The 13,253-nt window shown below is 72.2% G+C and carries 11 protein-coding genes; 7 read left to right on the plus strand and 4 right to left on the minus strand.

Translation table 11 applies throughout. The features are described 5' to 3' along the window. The first annotated feature begins 167 nt into the window (after positions 1 to 167). A complete protein-coding gene (locus RI138_RS27835) occupies positions 168 to 533 on the plus strand; it encodes an ATP-binding protein (protein WP_311123037.1) in 366 nt (121 codons plus the stop codon). Between the two features lie 24 nt (positions 534 to 557). Here RI138_RS27835 and RI138_RS27840 read toward each other — a convergent pair whose 3' ends face one another. Both RI138_RS27840 and RI138_RS27845 read right to left on the minus strand, forming a co-directional pair. Continuing rightward, on the minus strand, positions 558 to 1,658 hold the full coding sequence (locus RI138_RS27840; protein ID WP_096625510.1) for a DUF2637 domain-containing protein: 1,101 nt from the start codon (positions 1,656 to 1,658) through the stop codon (positions 558 to 560). 228 nt (positions 1,659 to 1,886) lie between these two features. Then, positions 1,887 to 2,735 carry a (2Fe-2S)-binding protein gene (locus RI138_RS27845; RefSeq protein ID WP_311122093.1) on the minus strand — a complete coding sequence of 283 codons (849 nt, stop codon included), beginning with the start codon at positions 2,733 to 2,735 and terminating at the stop codon, positions 1,887 to 1,889. A 145-nt stretch (positions 2,736 to 2,880) separates the two neighbouring features. On the opposite strand from RI138_RS27845, the gene RI138_RS27850 reads away from it, so the two are divergent. Both RI138_RS27850 and RI138_RS27855 read left to right on the plus strand, forming a co-directional pair. Beyond that, positions 2,881 to 3,660, plus strand: a complete 780-nt coding sequence (locus RI138_RS27850) for a GntR family transcriptional regulator (RefSeq protein ID WP_311122094.1) — start codon at positions 2,881 to 2,883, stop codon at positions 3,658 to 3,660. A gap of 117 nt (positions 3,661 to 3,777) precedes the next feature. Next, a complete protein-coding gene (locus tag RI138_RS27855; protein WP_311122095.1) occupies positions 3,778 to 4,290 on the plus strand; it encodes a hypothetical protein in 513 nt (170 codons plus the stop codon). A gap of 173 nt (positions 4,291 to 4,463) precedes the next feature. Here RI138_RS27855 and RI138_RS27860 read toward each other — a convergent pair whose 3' ends face one another. Further along, positions 4,464 to 5,246 (minus strand): hypothetical protein, encoded by a 783-nt coding sequence (locus tag RI138_RS27860; RefSeq protein ID WP_311122096.1) that lies wholly within the window; start codon positions 5,244 to 5,246, stop codon positions 4,464 to 4,466. Between the two features lie 182 nt (positions 5,247 to 5,428). Continuing rightward, positions 5,429 to 7,219, minus strand: coding sequence for a PucR family transcriptional regulator ligand-binding domain-containing protein (locus RI138_RS27865; protein ID WP_311122097.1), 1,791 nt, complete (start codon positions 7,217 to 7,219; stop codon positions 5,429 to 5,431). Positions 7,220 to 7,544: 325 nt separating this feature from the next. On the opposite strand from RI138_RS27865, the gene RI138_RS27870 reads away from it, so the two are divergent. From RI138_RS27870 to RI138_RS27885, 4 genes are all read left to right on the plus strand, one after another. Further along, positions 7,545 to 8,435: an FAD binding domain-containing protein gene (locus RI138_RS27870; RefSeq protein WP_096625502.1), complete on the plus strand. Its 891-nt coding sequence runs from the start codon at positions 7,545 to 7,547 to the stop codon at positions 8,433 to 8,435. A 2-nt stretch (positions 8,436 to 8,437) separates the two neighbouring features. Beyond that, positions 8,438 to 9,037: a (2Fe-2S)-binding protein gene (locus RI138_RS27875; protein WP_096625500.1), complete on the plus strand. Its 600-nt coding sequence runs from the start codon at positions 8,438 to 8,440 to the stop codon at positions 9,035 to 9,037. Then, a complete protein-coding gene (gene pucD, locus RI138_RS27880) occupies positions 9,034 to 11,451 on the plus strand; it encodes a xanthine dehydrogenase subunit D (RefSeq protein ID WP_096625498.1) in 2,418 nt (805 codons plus the stop codon). The genes RI138_RS27875 and pucD overlap by 4 nt, the downstream gene beginning before the upstream one ends. Positions 11,452 to 11,779: 328 nt before the next feature. Further along, complete coding sequence (locus tag RI138_RS27885) at positions 11,780 to 13,237, plus strand: NCS2 family permease (protein ID WP_311122098.1); 1,458 nt, start codon at positions 11,780 to 11,782, stop codon at positions 13,235 to 13,237. Positions 13,238 to 13,253: the final 16 nt, after the last annotated feature.

Genomic DNA, 13,253 nt, shown 5'->3' on the forward strand with positions numbered 1-13,253 from the left:
GCATCCCGTGAGGCTGTTCGAGGGGGCAGCCGGACGGAGGAGGTCGGTTCACTGTGCGGGCGGGGGAAATGGCGAAGCGTCAGAAGAGGGCCGGCGTCGTCGAGGGGTGCGGCCCCCGGGGCCGGAGACCGGGTCAGGCGCCGCAGGCGGCCCGGATGCGCCGCAGAGTGGGTCATACGGAACGGTCGGCGGTGGGGGAAGTACGCCGAGAGCTGCGGGAGTTCCTGCGACATCGCTCCTGTCCCCTGGAGCGGACGGAGGAGGCGGAGCTCCTGGTGAGCGAACTGGTGACCAACGCGCTGATCCACACCCGGCACGGGGCGGTCGTCACCGCGACGGCGACACCCGCCACGCTGCGCGTGGAGGTTCAGGACTTTGAAGCGGACCTGCCCGCGCCGTACGTACCGAACGCCGACGACGGTACGCACGGCAGGGGCCTGATCCTGGTCCGCAGCCTGGCCGACGCCTGGGGCGTGGAGGCACGGGCCCTGGGCAAGGTGGTCTGGTTCGAGCTGCACGGCGAAAGGCCCTGAGGGTCCCTCCACCGCGCAGTGAGCTCAGCCGAACTGCTGCTCCAGATCCTTGAGTTTCTGTTCCAGTGAATCGAGCCGCGGAAGCGTCTGGGTGTCGTCCTCGGCGGTGAGGTCGACCGTCCGCGGGTCATGTCCCTGGTTCGAAGCGTCCAGGCTCTTCGAGCTCGAACCGTCCGCCGACGGCTTCGGGCCGACGGCTTGCAGGGATGGCCGGGGTCGCAGAGGCAGCTGTCCCGGCTCTGCTATGGCAGGCTCCGCGACGGGCGGCGGGGCGCCGCCCGAAGCCGGGGGGAGGCTCTGGACCTCCATCCGGTGGCCGGTGCGGCCGCGCCCCCAGGCGCGGTTCTGCCGGTTCAGGGCCTTGATGCGGGCCCGGTCCAGCTTCGCCTGCTCCCTTCGGCGCAGCCGGTTCTGCTCCTGCTCCTTGCGGTCCTCCCGCACCTCGTCGACCGCCTCGTCCAGCGTGCGTACGCCTTCGAGGAGCATCAGCGACCAGGCGCCGAAGGTCTCCCGGGGCGCCCGCAGCCAGCGGACGATCCGGATCTGCGGCAACGGACGGGGCACCAGGCCCTGTTCGCGCAGCGCGGCCCGGCGGGTCTGCTTCAGCGCGCGGTCGAAGAGCACCGCGGCCGAGAGGGACATCCCGGCGAAGAAGTGCGGAGCGCCCGCGTGGTCCATGCCCCGGGGCGCGTGCACCCAGTTGAACCAGGCGGCGGCCCCGGCGAACGTCCACACCAGCAGCCGGGAGCCGAGCGCCGCGTCTCCGTGGCTCGCCTCCCGTACCGCCAGCACGGAACAGAACATCGCGGCACCGTCCAGCCCGAACGGGACCAGATACTCCCAGCCTCCGGTGAGGTTCAGGTTCTGCCGACCGAAGCCGACGAGCCCGTGGAAGGAGAGCGCGGCGGCGACCGCCGCGCAGCAGAACAGCAGGACGTACGAGGCGGTGGCGTAGAGCGCTTCCTTGCGTCTGCGGCGTTCCTCGCTGCGTTCCCAGGAGTCGTCGGCCGCGGCCTTGCCGGCGGCACGCTTGCCGCGTGCGACCACCGTCACCGCCGCCATGACCCCCACGAGCAGCACGGCGCCCGGAAGCAGCCAGTCAAGCGATATGTCGGTCAGTCTCATGCGCGGTCCCTTGCGTCACGTAGGGCGTTTCGTGCGCCATCGTGACGGAATTCCCGTCCCGCTCCGGGGGTTTCGGGACAAGAGCACGCCATGGGGGTGGGAGAGGCTATCGATGGGTGGAATCTTCTCGAACTCCCGCCCGGTTCAACCGGGTTGCGTTCGATTCCTCGTCCTCCGGACGGGCGGTGTGGATCAGGAAGCCGCGGCTGAGGGCTGTCCCGCCAGGGATTACGGGGCAGCCCTCAGCTTCCGCACGCGGTCCGCGTCGCAGGTACGCGGGCAGGTCACACAGGTGTCCTCGGGGCGCAGGGTGTAGAAGAGGCAGCAGCTCGCCCGGTCGCGGGTCGGCAGGGGCTGACCCTCGGGCCCGGTCAGTTCACGGAACCCGGCCGTGCCGACGTACGGCTTCGTGGTGCCGGGGAGCAGCAGCTCCAGCTCGGCCATCGCGCGCCGCTCCTCGCCCAGTAGATGCGCGATGTACCAGAGGCCCTCGACGATCTCGTCCGTCGCCATCCCCCACAGCGCCCGCTTGCCGCGCCGCATGCGTGGCCCGAAGCCCTCCAGGACGGGGGCGAGGTGCTCGGTCAGGGAAGCCAGGACCTCCGCCCGCAGCGCCGCCTCGTCCGGGACGACCTTGGCCCCGGGGAGTCCGGCCGCCGGGTCGTCCGGCAGGCAGGCGAATTCCCTCACCCGCACGGTCAGGTGCCCCAGCGCCCGCTGGAAGGAGACGTCCTCGACCGGGATGCGCACCACCCGCCGCTGGAGGAACCAGGGCACCGTCACCAGCAGGCAGGCGGGCCAGGCATACCGGTGCAGACCGAAGCTGGCCACCACGTCCGGGCGGGCCTGCTGGCCGTAGTCGCGCAGCACCTGGGCGTTGTCCCAGGCCAGGAAGGTGTCCACGGCGGCCCCGCCGGCTGCCAGCTCGGCCGCGCCGACCCAGCCCGCGCCGGACGGAGCGACCGCGTCGCCGTCGAGCACGTCGGCGCGCAGACCGGGGAAGACCTCGGTCAGTCGGGCGTACGCGGCGGTCACGGGGGACGTCGCGGTACCGGTGAACGGCGGGGAGAGGGTCATGCAGGGACCACCGAATCGGGATCGTGTGCAGGTAAGGCTTACCTTACCCGATGCCGTCGATGTTTGAACTGCAGCCTCCTGCCTCTATCGTGCACAGGAGGTTCGGCGTACGCGAGTCGGCCCGCGGCAGGTGGAGGAGGTCCCGGTGGAGCAGGGCAGCGCGCGCGAGGGCGCACGTCCGGCGTACGCTCCCGGCGCGTCCCCGCACACGCAAGAAGGGGAGGGCCGGGTGCCGCATCAGGCGCGCGGCGAGGCCTTCGCCCGGGGCGAGCACACCCACAGTGAACCGCCCGCCCCCCGGGTGGTGCGGCGCCACTCCGTCCGGGGGCAGATTCTGGAGTCCCTGCGCGCCGCGCTCGTCGACGGCGAGCTGATCCCCGGCCAGGTGTACTCCGCCCCGGTCCTCGGCGGCCGCTTCGGGGTCTCCGCGACGCCGGTGCGCGAGGCGATGCAGCAGCTGGCCCTTGAGGGCGCCGTCGAGGTCGTGCCGAACCGCGGCTTCCGGGTCACCGAGCGCGGCCCCCGCGAGCTGGCCGAGCTGGCCGAGGTGCGCGCCCTGATCGAGGTCCCGGTGATGCTGCGTCTGGCCCGTACGGTTCCGGTCGCCCGCTGGGGCGTGCTGCGCCCGCTCGCGGACGCCACGGTCGCGGCGGCCGCCGTGGGCGACAGGGCGAGCTACGCCGAGTCCGACCGGGCCTTCCACCGCGCGGTCCTCGCGCTCTCGGGCAACGAGCAGCTGGTCGCGATCGCCGACGAGCTCCACCGGCGCTCCCAGTGGCCGTTGGTCTCGGGTCCCGCCACCCGCCGGGCCGATCTGCTGGCGGACGCGGCCGAGCACACCGCCCTGCTCGACGCCCTCATCGCCCAGGACCTCACCGTCGTCCAGGCCCTGGTCCGCGAGCACTTCGCCGGCGCCGACGGCTGACCGGTACGGCCCGCGTATCCACCCGGCCGCCCTGCGGATAGGGTGTGCCCGCACCGCGCGATCATGATCGTTTCCGCGCGGCGGAGAGCGCGGGAAGCGCGGGAAGCGGGGGCGGGGATGATGCGTACGGAGTCGGCGACGGTACGAAGACGCGCGCGGGGGCCGGTCGCCGGGGCGCTGGCCGCGGCCGCCCTGGCCGTGGGACTCGCGGGCTGCTCCGGCGGGGCGGACGACCGTACGCCCCCCGCCCGGACGCCTTCGCCGACGCAGAGCGGGTCCACCGGCACGCCGACCCCCGGCACGAGCACGTCACCGAGCCCGAGCCCGAGTCGGAGCGCTTCGCCGAGCCCCACCGCCGTCCCCGCTCCCACGGAGACCGCCCCGCCCCGGCCCTCGCCCGCGGCGACCCTGCCCCTGCCGCGCACGGCCAAGCCGGAACCGCCCAAGGCGCCGGTCCCGCCCCCGCCCCGGAACGGCGGCGGCGCGGGCTCCGGGTCCGCCGCCGTACCGCAGAACCCCAACAGGGGCCCGAACCCGCCGCCCGCGCCGCCGCGCCCGACCCCGAAGCCGGACTGGACCGACGCGCGCTGGAGACCGGGAGACCCGGTCGACGACCGCACCCAGGGCTGACCGACGCCGGCCCGGCCCGGGTCCGTACCAGCCAGGGCCACCCCGCCCCGTACCAGCCGGGCCGGAACCCGTGTGAGCCCGGCCTCGGACCGCAGGGGCCCGGCCCGGAGCCGGCCCGGCCGCCCCGGCCCGATCCGGCCCGGGCACCTGGACCGGCACCCGGCCCGCCCGCCTCAGCTCGCCTCGGCCGTCCGCTGGGCCGGAGGTCCCAGGTACGGGGCCAGCCAGGTGGGCACGCCGCCGAGGAGGCGGAACAGCCGCCCGGCCTCGGCGCGCAGCCGGGCCGCCTCCGGTTCCGGCTCCGCCCCCGCGAGGGAGATCAGGGCCGGGGCCGTACCGACCAGGAAGCCCAGCTCCTCGCGTATCCGCAGGGACTCCGCGAAGCCGTGCCGGGCCTCCGCCAGCTCGCCCTCCCGCAGGGCCAGGGCGGCCAGATGCCGCCAGGTGGAGGACAGCAGCAGCTCGTCGCCCTGGTTGGCCGCCCCGGCGTGCGCCCGGCGGAACGCGGCGCGCGCCGACTGCGGCGAGTCCGCGATGTTCTGGGCGATCAGCCCGCGCCGGAAGTCCAGCAGCGGCCGCGCGGGGGACGCGGGGGCCAGCAGGGCCGCCGACCGGCTGAGCGCCACGCTCGCCTCGTCGGCCCGGTCCCGTACCGCGAGGAGCGTCGAGGCGTACGCCAGGTGCCCCCGCTCGCAGGCGGCCGCACCGCGTTCGTCGTCGGTGCGGGCGATGGCCTCCGCCGTGCGCAGCGCGTCCTCGGCTTCGGTCCAGCCCTGTCCGGTGTACAGACACCGTTCGGTCAGCAGGGCGGTGCGCTGGAGCGCGGCCGCCGGGTCGGTCGCCGCATGCGGCTCCAGCAGGGCGGCCGCGTCCAGCCAGCAGGCGCGGGACCGCAGCCGCCATACCGCTGTCTGGAGCGGCGGATCGTCATCTGCTGTCGTTCCGGAACCAGACATGGCGGTATGCGCCACATTGCCCTCCCCGAGCGCGCCATTGTGCTGTTGAGTGCTTGAGTACCGCCGCATCTCAGCACGGATTGGCACGCCGGGCCAAGGGGTCCGGACAATGTCAGGTGAAAGAATTCACAATCGGCGGGAACTCGACGAAGGCCGGGAGGACCCCCACGCGGGCCGGAGGATCAGCTCATGCGCAGGGCGAGGAAGAAGTCGAGCTTGTCCTCCAGGCGCGAAAGGTCACGCCCCGTCAACTGCTCGATACGCCCGACGCGGTAGCGCAGTGTGTTGACGTGGAGGTGCAGCCGGGCCGCGCAGCGGGTCCAGGACCCGTCGCAGTCCAGGAAGGCCTCCAGCGTCTCGATCAGCTCCGCGCGGTGGCGCCGGTCGTAGTCGCGCAGCGGGTCCAGCAGCCGGGCGGTGAAGGCGCGCCGGACGTCGTCGGGGACGAACGGCAGCAGCAGCACGTGCGAGGCCAGCTCGTGGTGACCGGCCGCGCAGACCCGCCCCGGACGGGCCGCGGCCACCCGGCGGGCGTGCCGGGCCTCCTCCAGCGCGCCGCGCAGCCCTTCGGCGGAATGCACAGCCGCGCTGACACCCAGTGTCAGCCGGCCGTCGTCGGCGAGCCCGGCCGAGAGCGGTTCGCGGACGGCGGCCAGCAGGGCGTCGGCGTGCAGCGCGGGGTCCCCGTCGGCCGTCTCGGCGTCCTCGTCGGACTCCGCGCCGAGGCCCTGCGCCGCCTCCTCCCCGGCCTCCGGCAGGGGGGCGGTCAGGGCAGGCAGCGGGACGAGGGCGATGGCTTCCTCGCCCGTGTGGGCGACGGCGATCCGGTCGGCGGAGTCGGGGCCGCTGACCGCCGGGTCGACGAGGATCTCCTCCAGCAGCGCCTGGGCCACCGGGCCGCTCGCGATCTCCCCGGCCGCGGGAGCCGTGGAGCCCGCGATGACCGCCGAGCCCTGGGCGGAGGCCGCCCCCGGGGCGGTCCAGTCGACCCGGGCCACCACGACCTGCCACTGCGGGGCCACCCCCAGCCCGGGCAGCAGGACCGGTGCGGCGACCCGCAGCCTGGCGGCGATCTCGGCCGGTGCGGCGCCCGTCTGGACCAGCTCCAGGACCTCCTGGGCGAGCCTGCGGCGTACCGTACGGGCCGCGTCGCGGCGGTCGCGTTCGACCGCGATCAGCTGGGTGACGCCCTGGAGCAGGTCGAGCCGGGGCGCCGGCCAGTCCGACGCGTCCGCCTCGACGGCCAGCAGCCAGTCCGAGAGCACCGACTCGCGTACGTCGCGGGCGGCCGGGACCGCGCCCCGGCCGGTGTTGCGGATCGGGAAGAGCGAGTACGTCGTACCGGCGACGGACGCCCGGTGCGGGCCCCGGCGGCCGGTGCGGGTGGCCGCCAGATGGTGCCCGGCCAGGGTCGCGCCCAGCGGTCCGGGCAGCGGTTCGCCCGCGCCGGCGATCTGCCGGCCGGTGGGGGACAGCACCCAGGCCCGCAGGTCCAGGTCGGAGGTGAGCAGATCCAGGACGACCTCGGGGCCGCCGCCCGCCGGGCCCGCGGTCATCAGCCTGCGGTGCCGGTCCACCACGGCCGCCAGATCGCCCGCCCGTTCGCCGGAGACCTGGCGCACGACATGCTCGGTGATGGTTGCAAAGGCCACGGTCTCGTGCACGGCGAAGAGTGGGAGGCGGTGGTGCAGACACGCCTCGACCAGGTCGGCGGGGATGTCGCCGAGCTCCGCTTCACCGGCCGCGAGACCGGCCACCCCGGCGCCCGCCAGGATGCGGATGAACGGCTCGGAGTCCGCCGCGTCCCGGCGCCAGGCGAGGCCCGTCAGCACGAGCTCGCCGCCGGAGAGGTAGCGGCTTGGGTCGCGCAGGTCGGTGGTCATGACGCCCCGGACCGTGCGGTCCAGCTCGTCCTCGCCGCCGAGCAGCCGCAGGCCCAGCGCGTCGGTCTCCAGCAGTGCGCGCAGCCGCATCTCGTCGCCGCCGATCTTTTCCGTAGGGGAGGAGCAGGTGGATGAAGGGGTTCGTGGGTGGGGGAGCGCTGAGGTCGGGGGGTATCTGTGAATTGCGGTGAGGTTACTGATCTCCGCCATTCGTTCGAATCTACAAGACAAGGGCGGAGACCAGCCAACTCCTTCAGTGTTTCGGTGACTGCACCGGTCGGAGCTGGGCTTGTGTACTGGGCCACACAGAACATGAACGCCACGTGAACGAGCCAGACAAGCCAGAACGAGCCAGTCGAGGGCCGGCCGTCCCCAGCCCCAGCGAACGACCCGATTGAGAAGAAGAGAGCCACTCATGGACTTCCTTCGCCCCGCCAGCTGGGAGGAGGCGCTCGCCGCCAAGGCCGAGCACCCCACGGCCGTGCCCATCGCGGGCGGCACCGATGTGATGGTCGAGATCAACTTCGACCACCGGCGGCCCGAGTACCTCCTGGACCTGAACCGCATCGGTGAGCTGTCCGAGTGGGAGGTGGGCCAGGAGAGCGTGCGGCTCGGCGCCTCCGTGCCGTACAGCAGCATCATGGACCACCTGCGGGCCGAGCTGCCCGGCCTGGCGCTGGCCTCGCACACCGTCGCCTCGCCGCAGATCCGCAACCGCGGCGGCGTCGGGGGCAACCTCGGCACCGCCTCGCCGGCGGGTGACGCCCACCCGGCGCTGCTCGCCGCGGGCGCCGAGGTCGAGGCCGAATCCGTACGCGGAATCCGGCTGATTCCTATCGACGCTTTCTACACAGGCGTCAAGCGCAACGCCCTGGAGCCGGACGAGCTGATCCGGGCCGTGCACATCAAGAAGGCCGACGGGCCGCAGCAGTACTCCAAGGTCGGCACCCGTAACGCGATGGTCATCGCCGTCTGCGCCTTCGGCCTCGCGCTGCACCCCGAGACCCGCACCGTGCGCACAGGCATCGGCTCCGCCGCCCCGACGCCCATCCGGGCCAAGGAGGCCGAGAGCTTCCTGAACGCCGCGCTCGAAGAGGGCGGGTTCTGGGAGAGCGGCAAGATCATCACCCCCGCGATCGCCAAGCAGTTCGCCGCTCTCGCATCCGGCGCCTGCAACCCGATCGACGACGTACGCGGCACGGCGAAGTACCGCAGGCACGCGGTCGGCATCATGGCGCGCCGCACGCTCGGCTGGACCTGGGAGCAGTACCGCGGCGCGGGCCGCACGCTGGAAGGAGCTGCGTAACCATGCGAGTCAATTTCACGGTCAACGGCCGTCAGCAGGAAGCCGACGACGTGTGGGAGGGCGAGTCCCTCCTGTACGTCCTGCGTGAGCGCATGGGCCTGCCCGGCTCCAAGAACGCCTGCGAGCAGGGGGAGTGCGGCTCCTGCACGGTCCGCCTGGACGGCGTCCCCGTGTGTTCCTGTCTGGTCGCCGCCGGTCAGGTCGAGGGCCGCGAGGTCGTCACCGTCGAGGGCCTGGCCGACTACGCCAAGCACCGCGAGGACGCCCACCCGGGCGGCGGCTGCGCCTCCGGCGCGTGCGGCACCACCCTGGACGCCGCCAAGCGCTGGCAGGCCCGGCCCGCCGACGGCCAGACGGGCGAGGCCGCCCCGCTCTCCCCGATCCAGCAGGCGTTCATCGATGCCGGAGCCGTCCAGTGCGGCTTCTGCACCCCCGGCCTCCTCGTCGCCGCCGACGAGCTGCTGGAGAACACCCCCTCGCCGTCCGACCAGGACATCCGTGAGGCGCTCTCCGGCAACCTGTGCCGCTGCACCGGCTACGAGAAGATCCTCGACGCGGTCCGCCTCGCGGCCGCCCGTCAGGAAGAGGCGGTCCAGTCATGACCACGTCCCCGAAGGCCCAGACCGTACCGGCGGGCACCCCCACCGAGATCACCCAGGGTTCGCCCACCAAGGGCGGCATCGGCGAGTCCACGCTCCGCCCCGACGGCACCCTGAAGGTCACCGGAGAGTTCGCGTACTCCTCCGACATGTGGCACGAGGACATGCTGTGGGGCCAGACGCTGCGCTCCACCGTCGCGCACGCGGAGATCGTCTCCATCGACACCTCCGAGGCGCTGGCGACGTCCGGCGTCTACGCGGTGCTGACCTACGACGACCTCCCGGCCGAGATGAAGAACTACGGCCTGGAGATCCAGGACACCCCGGTTCTCGCCCACGGCAAGGTCCGCCACCACGGTGAGCCGGTCGCCATCGTGGCCGCCGACCACCCGGAGACCGCGCGCCGCGCCGCCGCGAAGATCAAGATCGAGTACCGGGAACTGCCCGTCGTCACCGACGAGGCCTCCGCGCTCGCCGACGACGCGCCGCTGGTCCACGAGGGCCGCACGGACGAGTACATCAAGTACGTCCCGCACGCGAACGTCGTGCACAACCAGCCGATCATCCGCGGCGACGCGGAGAAGGCCGCCGAGCGGGCCGACGTCATCGTCAAGGGCGAGTACACCTTCGGCATGCAGGACCAGGCCTTCCTCGGCCCCGAGTCCGGCCTCGCCGTGCCCTCCGAGGACGGCGGCGTCGAGCTGTACGTCGCCACCCAGTGGCTGCACTCGGACCTCGAACAGATCGCCCCGGTCCTCGGCCTCCCCGAGGAGAAGGTCCGTATGACGCTCTCCGGCGTCGGCGGCGCCTTCGGCGGTCGCGAGGACATCTCGATGCAGATCCACGCCTGCCTGCTGGCGCTCCGCACCGGCAAGCCCGTCAAGATCGTCTACAACCGGTTCGAGTCCTTCTTCGGCCACGTCCACCGGCACCCGGCGAAGCTCTACTACGAGCACGGCGCCACCAAGGACGGCAAGCTCACGCACATGAAGTGCAGGATCGTGCTGGACGGCGGCGCCTACGCCTCCGCCTCCCCGGCGGTCGTCGGCAACGCCTCCTCGCTCTCGGTCGGCCCGTACAGGATCGAGGACGTCGAGATCGAGGCGGTCGCCCTCTACACCAACAACCCGCCCTGCGGCGCGATGCGCGGCTTCGGCGCGGTCCAGGCCTGCTTCGCCTACGAGGCGCAGATGGACAAGCTCGCCGCGAAGCTGGACATGGACCCGGTCGAGTTCCGGCAGCTCAACGCCATGGAGCAGGGCACCCTGCTGCCCACCGGACAAGCCTGTGACTCGCCGGCCCCGGTCGCCGAGCTGCTGCGCCTGGTCAAGGCCCGGCCGCTGCCGCCCGAGCAGGAGTGGCTGACGGCGGGCAGCGAAGGCACCGCCGTCGATGTCCGCTCGCTGCCCGGCGGGCTCTCCAACACCACGCACGGCGAAGGCGTCGTCCGAGGCGTCGGCTACGCGGTGGGCCTGAAGAACGTCGGCTTCTCCGAGGGCTTCGACGACTACTCCACCGCCCGCGTGCGGATGGAGGTCATCAACGGCGAGCCGGTCGCGACCGTGCACACCGCGATGGCCGAGGTCGGACAGGGCGGCGTCACCGTGCACGCCCAGATCGCCCGTACCGAACTCGGCGTCAACCAGGTCACCATCCACCCCGCCGACACTCAGGTCGGCTCCGCCGGATCGACCTCCGCCTCCCGCCAGACGTACGTCACCGGCGGCGCGGTCAAGAACTCCTGCGAGGCCGTCCGGGAACAGGTCCTGGAGATCGGCCGCCGCAAGTTCGGCACCTACCACCCGGCCTGGGCCACCGCCGAACTCCTCCTGGAGGGCGGCAAGGTCATCACCGACGGCGGTGAAGTGCTCGCCGACCTGGCCGACGTGCTGGAGGACGAGGCGATCGACATCGAGCTGGAGTGGCGCCACCGGCCCACCGTGGCGTTCGACAAGCGCACCGGACAGGGCAACGGCCACGTCCAGTACTCCTTCGCCGCGCACCGCGCCGTCGTCGAGGTCGACACCGAACTCGGCCTGGTCAAGGTCATCGAACTGGCTTGCGCCCAGGACGTCGGCAAGGCGCTCAACCCGCTCTCCGTCCTCGGCCAGATCCAGGGCGGCACGCTCCAGGGCATGGGCGTCGCCGTCATGGAGGAGATCATCGTCGACCCGAAGACCGCGAAGGTGCGCAACCCCTCCTTCACGGACTACCTCCTCCCCACGATCCTCGACACGCCGACGATCCCGGTCGACGTGCTCGAACTCGCCGACGAGCACGCCCCGTACGGGCTGCGCGGCATCGGCGAGGCCCCCACCCTGTCGTCCACCCCGGCCGTCCTCGCGGCGATCCGGAACGCGACCGGGCTTGAGCTCAACAGGACACCGGTACGCCCCGAGCACCTCACCGGCACCTGAGAGCCTGCCGGGTGATCTCCCACCGGTCGTCACCCGGCAGTTTCTGAGCGGTCCCCCCGACTCTCCGGGCGGTGTGCTGAGCCGAGAACGTCACACTTTTCCGCATCCCGCACCGCCCGGAGACACCAAGCACCGCACCGCTCGCGGTTCTTCGCCGTGCTCCCCGCACGGCAGCGCCTCACGGACACCCGTGCCTCCGGCACATCCGTATCTGCTTCAACAGTTCGTCCCGGCCGTCCCCGGGTCGTGCAGCCGACGCAGTCATCCCAAATCCCGCATTCAGGAATCTCCACGCGGGTGCCCCTGTGAACCTTGGGAGTCAGGCATCATGACCCAGCAGTCAGTGGAACCGAAGACCAGCGCGGAGGCCGCGGGCCCCGGCTCGCGCGTCCCCGCCGGAAGATCATGGCTCGACCGTTACTTCCACATATCCGAACGAGGCTCCACGGTCGCGCGCGAAGTGCGCGGCGGCGTCACGACCTTCATGGCCATGGCGTACATTCTCCTCCTCAACCCGCTGATCCTCGGCGGGGAGGACGTCAACGAAGACCTCCTCAGCCAGAGCGGCCTGATCACCGCGACCGCCTTCGCGGCGGCCGCGACGACCCTGCTCATGGGCTTCGTCGGCAAGGTGCCCCTGGCGCTCGCCGCCGGACTCAGCGTCTCCGGTGTGCTCGCCTCGCAGGTCGCGCCCAGCATGACCTGGCCGCAGGCCATGGGCATGTGTGTGATCTACGGTGTGGTGATCTGTCTCCTGGTGGTCACCGGCCTCCGCGAGATGATCATGAACGCGATCCCGCTCGCGCTCAAACACGGCATCACGATGGGCATCGGGCTCTTCATCGCCCTCATCGGCCTCTACAAGGCGGGCTTCGTCCACAAGGGCGAGGCGACCCCCGTCTCCCTCGGCCCGGCCGGGGAACTGGCCGGCTGGCCCGTTCTGATCTTCTGCGTGACGCTCCTGCTCATCTTCATGCTCCAGGCGCGCAACATCCCCGGCGCGATCCTGATCGGCATCATCGTCGGCACCATTGTCGCCATCGCCGTCAACGCGATCGTCGACATCGACGGCAAGGCCTGGAGCAGCGGCCCGCCCGCCCTGGAGGGCAGCGCGGTCGCCATGCCCGACTTCTCGCTCTTCGGGAACGTCGAGTTCGGCGGCTGGGGCGACGTCGGCGTGATGACCGTCGGCATGATCGTCTTCACCCTGGTGCTGGCGGGCTTCTTCGACGCGATGGCCACCATCATCGGCGTCGGCACCGAGGCCAAGCTCGCCGACGAGAAGGGCCGTATGCCGGGCCTGTCCAAGGCGCTGTTCGTCGACGGCGCGGGCGGTGTCATCGGCGGTGTCGCCTCCGGCTCCGGCCAGACGGTCTTCGTCGAGTCGGCCACCGGCGTCGGCGAGGGGGCCCGGACCGGGTTCGCGTCGGTCGTCACCGGCCTGTTCTTCGCCGCATGCCTCTTCTTCACCCCGCTCACCGCGATCGTCCCGACCGAGGTGGCCTCCGCCGCCCTCGTCGTCATCGGCGCGATGATGATGCAGAACGCCCGGCACGTGGACTGGAGCGACCGCTCGGTCGCCATCCCGGTCTTCCTGACCGTGGTCCTGATGCCCTTCACCTACACCATCACCACCGGTGTCGCCGCGGGTGTCATCTCGTACACCGCCATCAAGGTCGCCCAGGGCCGGGCCCGAGAGATCGGGGCCTTCATGTGGGGGCTCACGGTGATCTTCATCGTCTTCTTCGCCCTCAACCCGATCGAGAGCTGGCTCGGCGTCCACTGACGCCCGACCTCCCTTC

It is taken from the genome of Streptomyces durocortorensis (genome assembly GCF_031760065.1).
Classification (GTDB): domain Bacteria; phylum Actinomycetota; class Actinomycetes; order Streptomycetales; family Streptomycetaceae; genus Streptomyces.

What these genes read in the sequence shown, in the direction of transcription:
- RI138_RS27845 (WP_311122093.1), bottom strand. Translation starts at nt 2,735, where the DNA reads ATGACCCTCTCCCCGCCGTTCACCGGTACCGCGACGTCCCCCGTGACC.
- RI138_RS27875 (WP_096625500.1), top strand. Translation starts at nt 8,438, where the DNA reads ATGCGAGTCAATTTCACGGTCAACGGCCGTCAGCAGGAAGCCGACGAC.
- RI138_RS27840 (WP_096625510.1), bottom strand. Translation starts at nt 1,658, where the DNA reads ATGAGACTGACCGACATATCGCTTGACTGGCTGCTTCCGGGCGCCGTG.
- RI138_RS27860 (WP_311122096.1), bottom strand. Translation starts at nt 5,246, where the DNA reads ATGTCTGGTTCCGGAACGACAGCAGATGACGATCCGCCGCTCCAGACA.
- pucD (WP_096625498.1), top strand. Translation starts at nt 9,034, where the DNA reads ATGACCACGTCCCCGAAGGCCCAGACCGTACCGGCGGGCACCCCCACC.
- RI138_RS27865 (WP_311122097.1), bottom strand. Translation starts at nt 7,219, where the DNA reads ATGCGGCTGCGCGCACTGCTGGAGACCGACGCGCTGGGCCTGCGGCTG.
- RI138_RS27885 (WP_311122098.1), top strand. Translation starts at nt 11,780, where the DNA reads ATGACCCAGCAGTCAGTGGAACCGAAGACCAGCGCGGAGGCCGCGGGC.
- RI138_RS27870 (WP_096625502.1), top strand. Translation starts at nt 7,545, where the DNA reads ATGGACTTCCTTCGCCCCGCCAGCTGGGAGGAGGCGCTCGCCGCCAAG.
- RI138_RS27855 (WP_311122095.1), top strand. Translation starts at nt 3,778, where the DNA reads ATGATGCGTACGGAGTCGGCGACGGTACGAAGACGCGCGCGGGGGCCG.